Source organism: Bacillus sp. JJ634 (assembly GCF_036962285.1).
Lineage (GTDB): Bacteria > Bacillota > Bacilli > Bacillales > DSM-1321 > Peribacillus > Peribacillus asahii_A.
Map to the genome: position 1 here is coordinate 1,940 of NZ_JBALMU010000044.1, position 17,270 is coordinate 19,209.

Genomic DNA, 17,270 nt, shown 5'->3' on the forward strand with positions numbered 1-17,270 from the left:
TGAATAGCGTACTGACTACGGTGGTAAGTTTGGTCTGAACTGGTAGTGACTGCTACTTATGATTGATTTACTTAACATTATTATTGATAAATTTAAATTGAAGGAAAATAGATCCTTTTGTAGAACTATAGGGTGAAAGGAGAGGATGATTAAATGTTAGATACTAGTTGGAGATCATCTTTTTATGATACTATTCGAACTCGGAAACAAGAGAATAATATGAAAACTAAGGATGATGTTAAGAAATCAAATTAGAAACAGCTAAGAAATCAAAAGAACTTGAAGCCTTATTGCCAACTAAAAACGCCAATCTTGATAGAGATTTATACATGGCTTTAGGGGAAATGGAGAATGGCTTTGATTGGGAAAGTGGAGGATCTCCTCACCTACCTTATAGAATTTTTGCTGGGTTGAATGCTGGAATGAATGGAATGAAGACCAAAGAAGATAAAGCAGTTATTGTTGAAGAAGGAAATTGGACAGCAACTTTTACTGATGAAGAGATAGGTTACGAAGATCCGTTTTGCTTTTATTGGAAACTGAATAACTAGGCAACAATAACAATGGAAAATAAGCGAAAATAAATTCCTGGTCTCCAGGGGTTTATTTTTTCTTGATAGGCTTTTTTTATTATTTGAGGAATAGCGACATAAGCATTCAATCAATTGCATATATCTGTGTGCTTGTTCCCTAGTTGTGTTAATGTAATGAATATAGAGATTAATAGATAACTCAACTTTTGTTGGGGATTTGTGGTGGCTAAAATAAACATAATCGGAGAATTAACCATGAAACAAAAATTTAAAAAGATTGCTGTTATTACTGGAATTGTTGCTGGAGTTATAGTCGTTGGAAGTTTTACATTTTACAAGGTTTTGGAAAACGCCCATGAATATGAAAAGAAAGAAGCAGCTTTGGCAGAAGGTATGTCGGAACATCAGTATGACAAAATTAAAGAGGATAAGAAAGAGTCAGAAAAACAAACTGCTAAAGTCGGTGGGGTGAATTCTGAGACAGGACTTACCAACGATTCGGGTGAATATGAAGTAATCTCTGTTATGCACAAAATGACACATCAAAAAGTTGCATCAGATGACAAATGGGGTGCAGTTCCAATGACGTCGGCTAATATCCATGAAGTGATAAATGTAGTCGAAACAAATGATTTTGAGTACGAAGATAATCTTCTAAATATTTTGAACAATTGGAAACGAGGAGATTTTGATGCTATCGTTCAAGACCATAATTATTTTTGGGAATTACAAAACGGAAATATTGGTAAGGCCTACGGAATAATGAGCGAGGAAGAAGAAGATAAATTTATTGAAAATAACTTTAAGTGAGTCTTGCATAGTCCGGCAAGGCTTATTTTTTGCCTTTTTATTATAAATTCTAAATTTTATTTGACAAACCAATCCAGTCACTTCGATATACCAATGTCAAGGTGATATTTTATGCTACCAACTAAACTTTTTAGTTTTGCTTAGGTAAAGAACATCAAAAATTTTAAAAAGGGTAGTCATCTATTCCTTCTGGATTTTATTTTCATAGAATAACATAACTATGTATGCAAGGAAGATGAAAGAATGGCGATTATAGAAACGTTTGGTCTTTCACCGAGCCCTTTAACGACTATCAATGGACATGAAGAAGTCTCGGTAAATTTCAGTCCTCAAGCATCTGAGACCATGGATGCCGGGAATATCACTGGCTCTGTTAGACGTTCAGATGGAACGCCTATTCCGCTTGCGACCATAATGATATTTACTTCAAATAATGTACCATTTGACCATACGAATAGTAACGCCGCTGGACAGTTCAGTTTCCCAAGGGTTCCTGTAGGATCTTACTTTATTACGGCTGCTGAGCCAAGCTATTTAACACCGATTAGAATTCCGATTACTGTACAAGCAAATAGAAATACAAGTGTAATTATCACAATGCAAGAAGATCCAGATGGAAGAAAGAATGTTATTTTTGGAATCGTTAAAAACTCCACTATCACCGAGCCTCTTGAAGGAGCTACCGTTCAGCTTTTCAGGGTATTAGGTACAGGACCTGAGTTAGCAGGAACGGTTAGTACTAACTCGCAAGGACAGTATTTATTTGGAAGTCTGGTAAATGGAACCTGTTTCATTGATGCTTCTAAGTCTGGGTTTTTGTCCATATTTAAAATGATCAAATACATTCTTATTGAAGTTCAATCTATAATATGAATAAAGAATTAAAAATAGCTGATATTGATGATTCACAATTAGATATATAGGAAATTTTGCCGTATTTAAAGTATAAACAGCTGGTAGAAACAAAGCACTGAAAATGAATGTTTATAGGATTGTTGTTCTTCAACTAAAGGATTAAGTTAGTTTGCATGGTAAAATTCGTAAAAGTGAAATGAACTGGAATAGAATCAAGGGATAATCCGAACATTAACGAAAAGGAAATATTGGCATTAACGAAGATACCCTAATAATCGCAGCAAAAGCCCTGGCAGCTGTTATAATAGAATGTCTTGGATAAGAGTAAATAAAGCGAGCAGTTCTTTATGCATCTTGGCATAGAGACAGTCTTTTTTTAGGAGTGATCACATGTCTTTTACAAGTTTAAAAGAATTAATTGAACTGGCAGATCAAGAGAAAACAACCATTTCGGAATTAATGATCAAAACTGAGGTACATCAGAAAGGTTATCCTAGAGAAGTGATCATTGAAAAAATGTCGGAACAATTTACGGTGATGGAAGAGGCTGTTCGCAGAGGGACACTGAGTCCTGTTATGTCACGTACTGGTTTAACAGGAGGGGATGGAAACCGTCTTTATCAGTATGCTAAAGATGGGAATTCCTTTGTCAATCCTACCACATTAAATGCCGCAGCGAATGCGTTTGCAGTATCAGAAGTAAATGCGGCAATGGGGCGGATTGTGGCGACGCCAACAGCTGGTTCAGCAGGAATCTTGCCAGCTGTACTTGTTCACGCCCTTGACAGCGGAAAGTTTACACGTGAGCAGATTGTACAGTCGATATTCACTGCCTCCGCCCTCGGCTTAGTAATTGCAAATAAAGCTTCGATATCAGGGGCTGCTGGCGGGTGCCAGGCTGAAGTCGGATCAGCAACCGCAATGGCAGCTGGTACTTTAGTTGAGCTTGCCGGCGGAACACCGATGCAGGTTGGAAATGCCATCGGAATTGCGTTAAAAAATTCACTGGGGTTGGTTTGTGATCCCGTTGCTGGACTAGTGGAAATTCCTTGCATCATTCGCAACGGTTTACATGCAATTACCGCCCAAGCTGCGGCAGATATGGCTTTAGCTGGGGTAACCAGCGTCATTCCTGCAGATGAAGTCATCCATGTGATGCATGAAGTAGGACAGCAAATGCCCGAATCATTGAGAGAAACGGGGATAGGCGGTCTTGCCGGAACTCCCACAGGGCAAAAATTAAAGGAACAGATTCTAAGCAAAAAAACTAGCGGCCTTGGGCCAGCAAAATACCAAAGTGCGTATGAGATTATCGGTCCCGTAATGGTCGGCCCTTCGAGTTCTCATACAGCTGGAGCTGTCCGAATCGGGAATATTGCCCGCCAGCTATTAAACGAAACTCCATTATATGTAAAGTTCTCATTGATGGGCTCCTTCGCTGAAACCTATCAAGGCCATGGAACAGACCTAGCTCTATTATCAGGTGTTCTTGGGTTATCTACAATGGATGAGGGCATTCCAAATGCCAAAAAAATTGCTGAAGAAAATAGCTTACAATACGAATTTACGAAACGGGTGCTTGGAAGCTATCATCCGAATACAGTTCTTGTAGAATTGACAGGGGCTTCACGTACTGTCAAGGTATTGGCCAGCTCTTTAGGCGGTGGTAAAGTAGAGGTTCAGGAATTTGATGACTATCCATTAAAATTTTCAGGAGAACGGCCAACACTTGTAATTCGCCATACCGACCGAACAGGGTTTATTGCCGAATTATCGAGGATTCTTTATCAAAATGGATTTAATATCGCCCGTATGGCAAATGAACGTTCAAAAATCAATGGTGCTGCAATCACGATTTGTGAAATCGACAATAAAATGGAAGAGACTCTCTCATCTTTATTAAAAAAGGAGATTCCGATTATTGACGAAATTGTCTTGGTTCAAACTAATTAGCTCCCTAGAAGGATATTAATTAGTTTTCCAGAATGAAAAAAATTAATGATTCATTAAGCGCTATCAACTAGGTTAAAAAACAGACTTCACACTAAATTGTGTGGAGTCTGTTTACTTTTTACTGATGTAATTTATTATATAATTGAGAGAAATCGAGGAGGTATGGCAGATGTTATTTCAATCAGAAGAAGAATTGTTTGAAAATATTGAGCAGATGTATGGACCAGTGTATGTCCAGTTAACGATGGGGATTCAAGATAAACGCATTGATCAAGTAAAGGCGAAGGCAGAAATTCGGGTGAAGTCTGTAAAAGCAAAAGCATTTGTTGAGGTGTTAGTAGAGGAACTAGAGTCCGATTATATTTATGCGGAGCAAGGCGAGAGTATCTATTCTAGCTTTGGAATTGATGAGAGAATTGGAATTTATGAGGAAGTATTAACGACTATTCCATATACTGTTCTAATAGAAAACGAGAATTGGAAAAAAGAAATAAACGCTTATGTCACTGAGGAACAATTAAAAGGGGCTCTGGAGAAATTACTAAATGATTATCAATTTACAGATCCTAGTGGGAAATACAGGTTTAGAAAAATATGTAACATTCAAGAGTTATCTATAGTCAGTGAATAGAAATAGAGAAACCACATCATACGTCTAATCATATAGATAAATTATTCGTTTAGAGAACAGGGGAAAGAGAAATGAAAATTGGTTTAGTACGACATTTTAAAGTCCAAAAGGATTTGCCAAAAGGCAAGATGGCTACACCAGCGGATTTAAAAAAGTGGTTTGATGAATATGATGTGGCAGATATTGAATATATGAAATGTGACTTAGGAAATATTGAATGGAAACAGTGTTATTCAAGTACGCTACCGCGAGCTGTTAAGACGGCGCAGCACATTTATCAAGGGGAGATTATACATCTTGATGATCTTTGTGAAATTCCAGCTCCTACTTTTAATGGCAAAATTAAATTGCCTTTTCTTTTCTGGGCAATTGGGGTTCGTTTTTTTGCTTACTTAAAAAAGGACACTCGTTCAGATATTCGAAAAACAAAAGAGAAGATTAAACGAGTGTTTGATGAGATAATAAAGAGTGGCAGGGAGGATGTTTTAATCGTCAGTCATGCAGCCATTATGATTTATATACGGAAGGAATTACTAAACCGAGGATTTAAGGGTCCGAAGTTTAAAGTGGCGAATAATGGACAATTGTATATATTTGAGAAGGAAAACGTGTAGTTTTTCACATAAGGAGAGAATCGGTCATTTATATGGAAGTTTGTTCAATGTAACTGCCATCGTCAATATCTGCCTCATATGAAGGAATCGTTTTTTCTTTTAATCGCTATTTTATAACGTCTTTCTACATTAATTTGTAGGGAGACGTTTTTTGTATTTCGATTAAAGTAAGAGAATAATTATATTTTATATAAATACGATTATAATTTGGGTGTTTTTTGGATATTCTAAATAACGAGAGTATCTTCATCTTTAAGAAATTATGAATTTGAGACACTTTTTATAAATTATTTCTTCGGTTATACAATAAAATAATAAAAAAGGAAATTAACGGTTTGATTACGTTGGTAATACAATATAAAAGGTGAGTTGAGTAATGGAAGTTGGAAAGTAAATGTGAAAACGTTTACAGGACTAGTTCGACCACACTCATTTTTAAAGCCTCATCATTTGAAAGGTGGACTGAAAATGTTAAAGTACAACGATTTAGGTACAGGAACGCCAGTTGTATTTATACATGGTTTAGGGAGCAAGAAGGAAGCTTGGATCCCGCAGCATGATTTAGCAAATCAGTATAGATTGGTCATTCCAGATATGAGAGGTCACGGAGAAACGGAAATTAATGAAAGCCTTACCGTTGGGAACTTCGCATTAGATATTATTGATTTATTGGAGTATTTAGAGATTCCGTCAGCGTTCATATGTGGATTTTCCTTAGGAGGAATTGTCGCACAGGAACTATATAAGCAGCGTCCAGATTTAGTAAAGGGGCTTATCCTTTCAAATACAACATCTTATGTACCATCTGTATTAGCTAGCAGTATTATTAATGAATCATCTAAGCTTCTTCGAAAAGGTGAAGAGGATTTAATTGAACATATTGTGACAAGAGGGCTGTATGATGAAGTGTATAAAGAGGAGGCTAAGAAGGCTTTTCATATACGGGACACCTATATTGAAGCAGCCAAAGCTCCAATTGGAGTCAATTACTTTTCAATGCTTCCTAGTATACAAAAACCTGTATTACTAATTGGAAGCACGCATGATAAAGTGACACCGTCTGTAAATATTTATTTAATGAAAGCGTTTTTAAGGAAAGCACATTCAGCGATTTTAAAAAATGCCGGTCACTTAAGTAATATCGAACAGAAGGAGCTTTTTAATCAATATGTTACGGATTTTTTAAAATCATGTGCGTAATTCAATCAAGTGCTTAAAAAAACAAGAGACAAGTACAATATGACTTTGTCCCTTGTTTTATTTTTATTCAGATGATATTAGCGCTTTATGATGAGCGTTTTTCTAACCAATCTGCAACGGTTGGGTAAGTGATTTTGGAAGCTTTAGGTCCAAATGCTACAGACGCATGTCCAGTAGGAAGAAGCACGTACTTTTTATCCTTGCTAGAGATAGCATTCATCAATGCTTCTACTTGATGTGGTTGAGCAATATTATCTTTTTCAGCTGCTAAATTAAGGACATTTGCCGTGATATTTTTTAAATCAACTTTACGACCACGGATGACAAGTTCTCCTTTAATCAGCTTGTTTTGTTGATAGAAGTCTCTAATCCATTGACGGTAAGCTTCACCTGGGAACGGAATACCATCGCCTACCCATTTTTGTATAAGCTTCCAGCTCTTGATAAACTGTTCATTGTCAGCTCGATCTACTAGACTGATATAAGGTCCGTAGAAGTTTGCCATCGGTTTTAACATTTTGTTTCCGAAATCAATCATTTCTGGTGGGATATTTCCTAAAGTTTCGACGACTTTATCGACATCAAAGTATTTCTCATCAAGGAAAGAACCATATAAGCCTGTATCTTCAAAATCAAATGGGCTCGTCATAAACACGATGTTGCGAATTGGTAATTCAGAGTGAAGAGCAGCGAAGATAGATGTCAATGTTCCTCCCATACAGTAACCAAGAATTGAAACTTCCTTTGCGTTGGATGCTTTCAATACTTTTCGAACAGCACGAGGAATATAGTCTAGAACATAGTCATCCATTTTCATATTTTTGTCTTCGTAGCCTGGTGTACCCCAATCAAGTAAATAAACATCAAAGCCACGGTCAACTAAGTATTCAACAAAACTGCTGCCTTTTGTTAAATCTAGAATATATGGCTTATTGATTAATGCATAAACGAGTAGAAGTGGAACAGCATGCTTTCGAGGCTGTTCAGATGTGTAGCGATATAGCTTCGCTTTATTTCTAGTCCAAATCACTTCTTTCGGTGACTGGCCTACTTCTGGCTCGGGTTCTTTTACCAATACGTTCGTTGCTTTCGTAAAGCGTTCATATTGACCTTTAACATCCTCAGGTACTAAAGTTAAATTCGCGAATTCTGTCCATTCTTTTAAACTAGTATTGCTCATTTTTCCACACCTTTCGTTGTAGTATGAAGAGTTTTATAGCATGTTCAAACAATTACATATAAAGTCCACCGTTAATATTTAACTGTTGACCTGTAATATATCCACCGTCTTTACATAAGAAAACAACTCCGCGTGCAATTTCTTCCGGTTGTCCAAAACGACGTGCTGGAATTTTAGCGACAATGTTTTCACGAATATTTTCTGGAATTTCTTGAACCATCTCTGTGTCGATAAATCCAGGGCAGATAGAGTTTACTGTTACACTGCTTCTTGCAAGTTCTAAAGCAAGAGATTTGGTATACCCAATAATTCCAGCTTTTGCTGCAGCATAGTTTGTTTGTCCAAAGCCTCCAGCTTGTCCAATAATGGAAGAAATGTTAATGATTCTTCCTGCATCTGATTCTAAAAGATATGGAAGAGCGATAGAAGAAGTATTGTAAACGCTGTTTAAGTTAACATCAATAACAGTTCTCCAATCTTCCTCACTTAGCTTCTTGAATGTGCTATCTCTTGTAATTCCGGCGTTATTGATAAGAATATCTAATCTACCAAAATGATTAATAGTTTCTTTTATTAAATTATCCGACTCTTCTGAATTCGAAACATCTGCTTGAACCGCATAGGCTTCTCCGCCAATCTTTTTAATGCTTTCGATGACTTGCTCAGCTGATCCCGCACTGCGGTTATAGTTAATAACAACTTTTGCTCCGTTTTTTGCTAATTCCATTGCGATTGCTGCACCAATTCCTCGGCTACCGCCTGTAACGATAGCTACTTTGTTAGTTAACTCTGTCATTTTGTTAGTCTCCTTTTAGTTACTATGTACATAAAGATAGTAAACGATCTTTATAGATTACTTAGTTATCCTTGCTGTACCTTAGTTGTTTCTTTGCTGGCTACTTTATTATTAGTAGTAGTAGTTTCTTTTGTTAATAAATTGATAATTTCATTAAGTTTAGTGTCTAGGGTTTTAATTTTATTTTTTACATCTGTCATTTCTCGCTTTAATTCTACCTGGCTCACTAAATTAGAGGCAGTTTCTTCAACTAAATCTTCTAAATCATCCACTTTCGAATCCACGTTGATAATTAGGGCTGAGATGTTTGACAGATCAGTGCGAGTTGGAATATTAACTTGCTCGAAATACTGTTCTGTTGTTTCATCTAGCATCTTCTTATATAGAAGATTCATCTCAAGGACCTGCCCCATTACTTTAGAAGTTGATTCGTCTTTCAGATTTTCATCAATGATGTTACTGCTTTGATTAAAAAAGTCTTTCCACAATTCAAATGGGTTTAAGTTTTTTTGCTGAGTCATATGCCCTCTCCCGTCCATGAGTTTTGTTTGAAATATATTACAAGTCTATAATAACAATTAAACCAAAATAAGGAAAGGTAAAATTTAAAATATTTACCAAAACTAATTGACAATTGGAACACATAGGTGTAAATTACACATAAGGACTATTTAACAAATTGAGTGGGTGATACAAAATGACAACAAACAAGAAAAACACTTCTATAGATTCGGCATCCAAAGATGAGAATATGGTAAACAATATGCCCAAAAACTTAATGATACCTGTTCTTCTGTTAAGTCTTAGAGGTTGGAATTTACATGGTTACAAATTAATTCAAGAATTATCTCGATTTGGATTTACATCTGTAGATCAAGGAAATGTGTATCGAACATTAAGAAAGCTAGAAAAAGAGAACATGGTGAAGTCTGAATGGGATATGTCAACGGGAGGTCCAGCTAAGCGAATTTATTCATTAACAGAGGCTGGTGAGGCTTACTTACAAACTTGCACTGATTCGCTTACACAATATCAATCCATATTAAATCGCTTTTTTACTATCTATATGGATATGTTCCTACCCACATCTTTATCACAGCATCATGATGATAAAGAGGAGAATTAATGCTTGTTGTACTTACTTATAAAGTGAATTTGCAGTATTCCTGCAATCACAATAAATTTCTATTTTCAGGAGGTTTTTATCATGGCAGTAAACAAAAAAGATCAAAATAATAAGGATGCTCGTAATTTAGGTGATTCTTTGCTGGACAGCTGGACAAATAGTTTGAATACAATTCATGCTTCTCAAAAAGAGGTGGAGAATGTGTCAATTCAAGCAATCGGATATCAAAGAGAGGTGTGGGAGAAATTGACGGAAGATTTAACAAGAATTGAACAAGAACAAAAGAAATTAGTTGAGGAACTTCGTGTAGTAGGAAAGAAAAATATTCAAACGCTTTACGGTGAAGAAGCAGGGGAGACTTTTGATAAATGGAATGAGCACTTTGATGAGGTGAGCCTTCGTGTTCAGCAATTTACAGTAACTCCTTTGAAAGAAACTTTTAACCTTTTAAATCAATCCCAAGATCAATTACAAGATTCTATTAAAAAAGGAATCACTCAACAACAAAGCCTTCGTGAAAATTTCTTAAACCAAATGAAATCAGCTCAAAAAGGGTTTGTTGATTTAGTGGAATCTAATACAAAACTAGCGTTGAGTCTTTATAAAATTTAAGTAAGGTGCCAATGGAATAATCAAACAAGTAGAGTGGGAGGATTTAGTGTCCTCTCACTTTATAAAGATTAAGAAAAGAGGTGCAAGGCTGTGAAGTTAGCGGGAAAAGTGGCCATCATTACAGGTGGTGCGAAAGGGATTGGAAAAGTAACAGCCAAAAGATTTCTTGAAGAAGGTGCTAAAGTAGTAATCTGTGATTATGACCAGGCGGCTGGTCAAGCTGCATTAGCCGACCTTGGAAGTAATGACGTAAGTTTCTTTCAAGTCGATGTAACGAATACTGCACAAGTAGAAACGATGGTTCAATCAACAATTGATACATATGGCAGAATAGATATTTTGATTAACAACGCAGGGATTACAAATGATGGATTTCTTGTAAAGATGAGTGAAGAGGCTTGGGAAAAGGTGCTTGCTGTCAATTTGTCAGGTGTCTTTAAATGTACAAAAGCTGTCGCTCCATTTATGTTGGATCAAAAATCGGGAGTTATTTTAAATGCCTCTTCTGTAGTTGGAATATATGGAAATATTGGTCAAAGTAATTATGTGGCCACAAAAGCAGGTATTATTGGGATGACTAAAGGGTGGGCAAAAGAGTTTGGTCCAAAAGGGATTCGTGTGAATGCCATAGCACCAGGCTTCATTGCGACGGATATGGTCTCGACCGTACCGCAAAAAGTCATTGATGCAATGAAAGAAAAGACGCCGCTTAAAAAGCTAGGTACACCAGAAGATATTGCAGAGGCTTATTTATTTTTAGCTTCGGATACTGCAGGGTATATTAATGGAACTATTTTAAGTGTGGATGGCGGATTAGTAGTTTAGTAGTTACAAATATAACAGTTACATGAATACCGATATGAAAAGAGCTGCTGTTTTAAGTAGTTCTTTTCATATCGGTATTTTTATTAGGTTTTGTTATAGGACGCTGTTGATTTTGGTCTGGGGCCCCAATCGTTTTATCAACAATATGGTTTAATCTAACCTTTTATTAAGTTGTTTTAACTGATTGACTGGATTATTCACTAAAAAGTTGAGTAGTTTTTTTGCTGCGAATGGGATATAACAGTCCTTTTTTGTGATAACTCCCAATTCCCACATGAGAGTTGGGTTGACTAAAGAGACCATTTTAATATTATGGTGATTTATTTTTGAATAAATCGATTTTGGAAGAATCGTAATCCCTAAACCTTCTTTAACAAGCTCGGCAATCAAATCCCATTGAGAGCTTTGGTATGTAATTTGAGGACTAAACCCAGCATTTAGACACTCTTGGATTATTCGATCATGTAAAGCAAATTGTTCGTTGAAAATAATAAACTGTTCATCCTGTAATTCATGTAGGCTGACAAAGTCTCTATGGGCTAGTCGATGGTGTTGAGAGACATAAATTACAAACTCATCTTTCGTAAAGGGATGGACAATAAACTTTTCTGTATTAGTTGGAAGAACACTGATGCCTAAGTCAATTTTTTCTTCATCTATTAAACTTTCTACACGTTTTGCTCCTAACTCAACTAATTTTAATGAAATTTTAGGGTGAAGCTTTCTAAATGGAATAGCTATGGAAGGGAAAAATAGCGTTCCGATTAAAGGTGGTATTCCAATTTTAATTTCACCTGATGGCATATGCATTAAGTCATCTAAACGTCCAGAAAGGTCATCTAATGTGGAAATAAGCTTTAGAGCCGAATCATATACAATTTCTCCCGCGTCTGTAAGCTTTAATTGTCGCGTTGTACGATCAAATAGTGTGACTTGTAGTTCTTCTTCTAAGTTTTTAATGATTTTGCTTAATGATGGTTGTGATAAATGAACATGAGAAGAAGCTTTAGTGAAACTTTGATGTTCAGCGACAGCTATTAAGCATTTTAATTGTTGTATCTCCATAAAAAACCCCTTCTATTCATTTTTTTAATAACTATTATTCTTTTTTACTATTTTACTTACAATAACTAAAATAGTAAAGTTATCCCAGTAAGATAATTCTAGTATTTCCAAATAATTAAAAATATTTTTTGCTAATAATTTCTTGGATGATGAATAAGGATGTATCACCTTTTATTTTGTAGCTTCATCTTATTTTTATATACAAAATTATAGTAAATAAACAAAGGGGGAGAATAAGTTGAAGGCGATGATTTCATTTTCGAACAGATTGATGCAAAGGTATATGCCTGATCCATTTTTGCTTGTTATTGTGCTTACCTTTTTTGTCATCGGTCTTGCTATTTTTTTGACAGATAGTACACCTGCTCAAATTGTAGGTTACTGGGGAGATGGTTTTTGGAATTTATTAGAATTCTCTATGCAAATGGTTTTAATTGTTGTAACAGGACATGTTATGGCGAGCAGTCCATTTTTTAAGAAATTATTGGGGAACTTAGCCAATATCCCAAAGTCACCGGGGCAAGCTATTATTCTCGTTACTCTTGTAGCTCTAATTGCATGCTGGATTAACTGGGGATTTGGTCTAATCATTGGAGCGTTGTTTGCAAAAGAGATTGCTAAAAAGGTCGATGGTGTCGATTATCGATTGTTAATTGCAAGTGCCTATAGTGGATTTATTATTTGGAGCGGGGGATTATCTTCATCTGTTGCATTAACGATTGCTACACCTGGTCATTTTACGGAAAATCTTATAGGGGTTGTTCCAACAAGTGAAACTCTTTTTTCGCCATTTAATTTAATTGTTGTAATCGGGCTGCTTATTTTAGTTCCAATTATAAACCGATTTATGGTGCCTTCAAAAGAACAAGCTTTTTTGATTGATCGCAAGCTATTAGAAGATGTAGATAGTGTACAGGCAAGTGCAGTAGAACAGGCTGAATTGACACCTGCTGAGCGTTTAGAAAACAGTAAGATATTATCTTTGCTTATTGGTTTATTAGGCCTTTCCTTTTTAGCCTATTATATCGTGAAAAACGGATTTGTTATTAATCTTAATATCGTGAACTTTATCTTTCTTTTTATTGGGATAATATTGCACAAGACACCGAGGTTATTTTTAGAAGCCATCTCAAGTTCAGTTAAAAGTGCAAGTGGAATTATTATTCAGTTTCCGTTCTACGCAGGGTTAATGGGTATTGTGACCGCTTCAGGACTAGCTGGGATTTTATCCAATGCGTTTATATCTATTTCAAATGAGAATACATTCCATATGTTCACGTTATGGAGTGCAGGTTTGGTAAACTTCTTTGTTCCTTCAGGTGGAGGACAGTGGGCTGTACAAGCTCCTGTTATGTTGGAGGCTGCAAAAGACTTAGGAGTTTCTTTACCAAAAACAGCGATGGCTGTTGCATGGGGAGACGCTTGGACGAATATGATTCAACCATTCTATGCATTGCCGGCATTAGCCATTGCCGGTTTGAAAGCAAAGGATATTATGGGGTATGGTTTAGTAATCATGTGTATAACAGGGATTTTTATTTCTGCCGTCTTTTACTTTTTATGATGGGTATATTGGATAATAACGGTAATTCGAAGTGTTATATCATATAGCCTTTATAGTAAATGAATGATTGAGTTATCAAGGACTTCAACGATTATGTTGAGGTCTTTTTTAGAGATTATGCAGGAGGATTTCTGCATCGCTTTCATTAAGCTCGTCTATCTTTTTTTCAATAGTTATTTATTTTCACATTCGTGTAGTTTATTATTAAAATAGTGAGATTATTGTGAAAGAAATGAGGTTGCAGCTATGGTGAAGGCAGTATTTTTTGATTTAGATGATACATTATTGTGGGATCAAAAGAGTGTTAAAGAAGCGTTTGTAGCAACATGTCTTGTGGCAAAAGAGAAATATGGAGTAGATGTTGAAGAGTTTGAAGAAGCGGTTCGAAAGGAAGCAAGAGAGCTGTATGCTTCATATGAGACGTATGAATTTACACAAATGATCGGTATTAATCCTTTTGAAGGGCTATGGGGAAATTTCCTAGATGATACAGATGATTTCCGCAAAATGGCGGAGATTGTACCGAATTATCGTAAAGAGGCATGGACACGTGGATTAAAGGCTTTAGGGATTGACGATGAGGCATTTGGAGCGGAACTCGCAGAGCGTTTTCCAGCAGAGCGTCGCAAAAAACCTTTTATTTATGATGAAACATTTACAGTGTTAGATGAGCTAAAAGGTAAATATAAATTATTGCTATTAACAAATGGTTCTCCAGATTTACAAAATACAAAGTTGACGATTACGTCTGAATTAGTGCCTTATTTCGATGAAATTATCATTTCTGGGGCATTTGGCAGAGGAAAGCCTGATCAAACGATTTTTGAACATGCTTTAGAGCGAATTGGTCTAAATAAAGACGAAGTTATTATGGTCGGAGATAATTTAATGACAGATATTCTTGGTGCTTCGAGAACAGGAATTAAATCAGTTTGGATTAATCGTCATAATAAAGAACGCAATGAAGTTGTACCAGATTATGAAATTACTCATTTGGAAGAACTTTATCCGATTCTTGAAGAACTAAAGAATAAATAAAAGGAAAGGACTTCGGTATGATTGCCGAAGTCCTTTTTTAGCTGCACTGAGAATTCACTAAAATCCGTTTTTATGTGCCATTTGTGTGACATTGCGATGAAGTAAGTATGCGGAAGATAATCTGCTTTACAAAACTTTATGTGAATTTTACTTTTTTTTAATAAAGCTATTGCATTCTCATAAACTTCGATATATAATTACTTATGTTGATTCGACAAAGTTCAACACAAACCTTCAAAATGCGGGTGTAGTTTAGTGGTAAAACCTCAGCCTTCCAAGCTGATGATGAGGGTTCGATTCCCTTCACCCGCTCCATTACATACGTTGATAACGCAGAGTTTCGTTACACAGAGAGAACGAAGCTTTGCGTTTTTTAAATTTTATAAATGTAAAAAACTGCTATATTTATAGTTGGGAAAAAGCGTATCGCCTTGTCATCGATTTGGGAGATACGCTTTTTTATTTAATTAGTTGAAATCGAGTAATGTCCTTTTCCGCCATGAATTTGCAGAAACATATCTAGTAAAGATTTTGTTTGCTTATCGGCTTCTTCTATTGAAGTAGAAGGAGTGAAATAAATAATTTGTAAGGCTTGTTTTGTTTCTTCCGTTACTTTTGTACGCTCGGAATCTACAAATGGGCTGCCGAAAGGCCCTTCTTGATCAACGGACGTAATCATATGCTCCATAGAGTTCATTCGACCGTTAAGCCCCATATATGTATCCCCATGTTCCCCAATTTTAATCGTTATATCTCCTGTAAGCTTGGCACGGTCATAGATGCCAATAGGTACTTCGAATAAAAGGGAGAAGAAGTTATTTAAATCGATGGCTGAATGCACAGGTGATAAATAATTTTGTTTTTGGATGCGGCGGTACAGTGCTTCTGCAGATGGGCGATATCTTGACGGGTTTGTTCCTGTTAATTTAAATACATTTCTCCATTCCTGAATTTTGTCGAAAGCCGTCCATTCTTTTTCTTGAAGATCAAAGTATAAAGATTCTTGAAATAGTTGTAATCTTCCTTTTAACATTTGAGGGGATAGTCCGACTTCGATATCGTTGTATGTAATGATTCCGACTTTAAAGTGTGGAATTTTTTCTTTAAGATTGCCAGCAATGGTTGTTTCCAAGTGTTTCACCTCCAAAAATGATTGAAAATAGTTTAACATAGATGGAAATGGTTGAACATAATACAGACTTTTACGTACGAAGGTGAATAGAGATGTATACGAAAGAATTGAAGAAAGAGTTAATTGCTTATAGTCAAGAAATTGGTATCGATAAAATCGGTTTTACGACGGCTTCGACGTTTGATTCGTTAAGGAATCGTTTATTAGAGCAGCAAACACTAAATTATCAGTCTGGATTTGAGGAGCCAAATATTGAAAAGCGAGTAAGGCCAGAGTTAATTATAGAACATCCGCAATCGATTATTTCCATTGCGTTAGCCTATCCTTCTAAAATGAAGGACGCTCCGTTAAGTACAAAAGGAGAACGACGTGGTATTTTTTGTCGAGCTTCTTGGGGAACAGATTACCATGTTGTGTTGAGAGAGAAGTTACAATTACTCGAATCGTTTATTAAAGAGAAAATACCGAATGCATTGACGAAATCAATGGTTGATACAGGGGAATTGTCTGATCGAGCAGTAGCTGAGCGGGCTGGCATTGGATGGAGCGGGAAAAACACGATGATCATTACTCCAGAGTTTGGATCGTATGTATATTTAGGTGATTTGATTACGAATGTACCGTTTGAACCCGATCAACCGATGGAAGATCAATGTGGGACATGTAATAAATGCGTAGATGTTTGTCCAACGGGAGCACTTGTACAAGGCGGACAGTTAAATGCAAAGCGTTGTATCGCTTTTTTAACTCAAACAAAAGGCTTCTTGCCAGACGAATTTCGTTCTAAAATTGGGAATCGTTTGTATGGCTGTGATACATGTCAGACGGTTTGTCCGAAAAATAAAGGCATCGATTTTCATATTCATGCAGAAATGGAGCCAGACCCAGACATTGCAAAACCGTTGTTAAAGCCTTTATTGACGATTTCGAATAAGGAATTTAAAGAGAAGTACGGTCATGTATCTGGATCATGGCGCGGAAAAAAGCCGATTCAACGAAATGCAATTTTGGCGCTGGCACATTTTAAAGATGAAACGGCTTTGCCTGAATTAATTCAGGTGATGAAAGAAGATCCTCGCCCTGTCATTCGCGGCACAGCTGCTTGGGCAATCGGAAAGATTGGTGGAGGAGAAGCAGAAGGCATTTTACAAAGTGCATTAGATAAAGAGAAAGATGAAGACGTGTTAGCAGAAATAAAGAAGGGGTTAATGCTAGCGGCACATTGATAAAGTGAAATTTCGATCAGTGGGAGCTTACTGCTCGTTAAGCGTTGGATTAAGTAGAGGAAATCACTCGTATTATTCAGAGTGATTTTTTTTATACAATTAGATTGTAG

At 36.3% G+C, this 17,270-nt stretch carries 18 protein-coding genes and 1 tRNA gene; 14 read left to right on the top strand and 5 right to left on the bottom strand.

Annotation, left to right across the window (positions count from 1 at the left end; translation table 11 throughout):
- The first annotated feature begins 329 nt into the window (after positions 1 to 329).
- From V7068_RS08050 to V7068_RS08080, 7 genes are all read left to right on the top strand, one after another.
- The gene (locus V7068_RS08050; protein ID WP_499712108.1) at positions 330 to 551 is read left to right on the top strand and encodes a hypothetical protein; all 222 of its coding nucleotides are present in this window, start codon (positions 330 to 332) and stop codon (positions 549 to 551) included.
- 237 nt (positions 552 to 788) lie between these two features.
- Entirely contained in the window at positions 789 to 1,343 is a 555-nt protein-coding gene (locus V7068_RS08055) for a DUF6241 domain-containing protein (RefSeq protein WP_499712110.1), read from the top strand.
- 243 nt (positions 1,344 to 1,586) lie between these two features.
- Complete coding sequence (locus V7068_RS08060; RefSeq protein WP_499712112.1) at positions 1,587 to 2,216, top strand: carboxypeptidase regulatory-like domain-containing protein; 630 nt, start codon at positions 1,587 to 1,589, stop codon at positions 2,214 to 2,216.
- A gap of 372 nt (positions 2,217 to 2,588) precedes the next feature.
- Entirely contained in the window at positions 2,589 to 4,151 is a 1,563-nt protein-coding gene (gene sdaAA, locus V7068_RS08065; RefSeq protein WP_499712114.1) for an L-serine ammonia-lyase, iron-sulfur-dependent, subunit alpha, read from the top strand.
- Positions 4,152 to 4,320: 169 nt separating this feature from the next.
- Positions 4,321 to 4,782, top strand: a complete 462-nt coding sequence (locus tag V7068_RS08070; protein WP_499712116.1) for a hypothetical protein — start codon at positions 4,321 to 4,323, stop codon at positions 4,780 to 4,782.
- Between the two features lie 71 nt (positions 4,783 to 4,853).
- Positions 4,854 to 5,396: a histidine phosphatase family protein gene (locus tag V7068_RS08075; protein ID WP_499712118.1), complete on the top strand. Its 543-nt coding sequence runs from the start codon at positions 4,854 to 4,856 to the stop codon at positions 5,394 to 5,396.
- 468 nt (positions 5,397 to 5,864) lie between these two features.
- A complete protein-coding gene (locus V7068_RS08080; RefSeq protein WP_375351081.1) occupies positions 5,865 to 6,596 on the top strand; it encodes an alpha/beta fold hydrolase in 732 nt (243 codons plus the stop codon).
- Between the two features lie 85 nt (positions 6,597 to 6,681).
- Here the strand turns inward: V7068_RS08080 and phaC are convergent, their stop codons facing one another.
- The 3 genes from phaC to V7068_RS08095 form a co-directional block, all read right to left on the bottom strand.
- Entirely contained in the window at positions 6,682 to 7,776 is a 1,095-nt protein-coding gene (gene phaC, locus V7068_RS08085; protein WP_499712120.1) for a class III poly(R)-hydroxyalkanoic acid synthase subunit PhaC, read from the bottom strand.
- 52 nt (positions 7,777 to 7,828) lie between these two features.
- A complete protein-coding gene (locus tag V7068_RS08090) occupies positions 7,829 to 8,572 on the bottom strand; it encodes a 3-oxoacyl-ACP reductase (protein ID WP_499712122.1) in 744 nt (247 codons plus the stop codon).
- A 65-nt stretch (positions 8,573 to 8,637) separates the two neighbouring features.
- Entirely contained in the window at positions 8,638 to 9,093 is a 456-nt protein-coding gene (locus V7068_RS08095) for a polyhydroxyalkanoic acid synthase subunit PhaR (protein ID WP_499712124.1), read from the bottom strand.
- A 176-nt stretch (positions 9,094 to 9,269) separates the two neighbouring features.
- Here V7068_RS08095 and phaQ point away from each other — a divergent pair, with 176 nt between their 5' ends.
- The 3 genes from phaQ to fabG all read left to right on the top strand — a co-directional run bounded on the left by phaQ (position 9,270) and on the right by fabG (position 11,135).
- Entirely contained in the window at positions 9,270 to 9,698 is a 429-nt protein-coding gene (gene phaQ, locus V7068_RS08100; protein WP_252293033.1) for a poly-beta-hydroxybutyrate-responsive repressor, read from the top strand.
- 81 nt (positions 9,699 to 9,779) lie between these two features.
- Positions 9,780 to 10,310, top strand: a complete 531-nt coding sequence (gene phaP / locus V7068_RS08105) for a polyhydroxyalkanoic acid inclusion protein PhaP (protein WP_499712126.1) — start codon at positions 9,780 to 9,782, stop codon at positions 10,308 to 10,310.
- Between the two features lie 90 nt (positions 10,311 to 10,400).
- Positions 10,401 to 11,135: a 3-oxoacyl-ACP reductase FabG gene (gene fabG / locus V7068_RS08110; protein ID WP_499712128.1), complete on the top strand. Its 735-nt coding sequence runs from the start codon at positions 10,401 to 10,403 to the stop codon at positions 11,133 to 11,135.
- A 150-nt stretch (positions 11,136 to 11,285) separates the two neighbouring features.
- On the opposite strand, the gene V7068_RS08115 is transcribed toward fabG, so the two are convergent.
- Positions 11,286 to 12,200: a LysR family transcriptional regulator gene (locus tag V7068_RS08115; protein ID WP_499712130.1), complete on the bottom strand. Its 915-nt coding sequence runs from the start codon at positions 12,198 to 12,200 to the stop codon at positions 11,286 to 11,288.
- A 238-nt stretch (positions 12,201 to 12,438) separates the two neighbouring features.
- Here V7068_RS08115 and V7068_RS08120 point away from each other — a divergent pair, with 238 nt between their 5' ends.
- From V7068_RS08120 to V7068_RS08130, 3 genes are all read left to right on the top strand, one after another.
- Entirely contained in the window at positions 12,439 to 13,764 is a 1,326-nt protein-coding gene (locus V7068_RS08120) for a short-chain fatty acid transporter (protein ID WP_499712132.1), read from the top strand.
- Positions 13,765 to 14,010: 246 nt separating this feature from the next.
- Complete coding sequence (locus V7068_RS08125; RefSeq protein ID WP_499712133.1) at positions 14,011 to 14,802, top strand: HAD family hydrolase; 792 nt, start codon at positions 14,011 to 14,013, stop codon at positions 14,800 to 14,802.
- 241 nt (positions 14,803 to 15,043) lie between these two features.
- Positions 15,044 to 15,117, top strand: a tRNA-Gly gene (locus V7068_RS08130).
- A 148-nt stretch (positions 15,118 to 15,265) separates the two neighbouring features.
- Here V7068_RS08130 and V7068_RS08135 read toward each other — a convergent pair.
- A complete protein-coding gene (locus V7068_RS08135) occupies positions 15,266 to 15,934 on the bottom strand; it encodes a B3/B4 domain-containing protein (protein WP_499712135.1) in 669 nt (222 codons plus the stop codon).
- Positions 15,935 to 16,026: 92 nt separating this feature from the next.
- On the opposite strand from V7068_RS08135, the gene queG reads away from it, so the two are divergent.
- A complete protein-coding gene (gene queG, locus V7068_RS08140; RefSeq protein WP_499712137.1) occupies positions 16,027 to 17,160 on the top strand; it encodes a tRNA epoxyqueuosine(34) reductase QueG in 1,134 nt (377 codons plus the stop codon).
- The last annotated feature ends 110 nt before the right edge of the window (positions 17,161 to 17,270 follow it).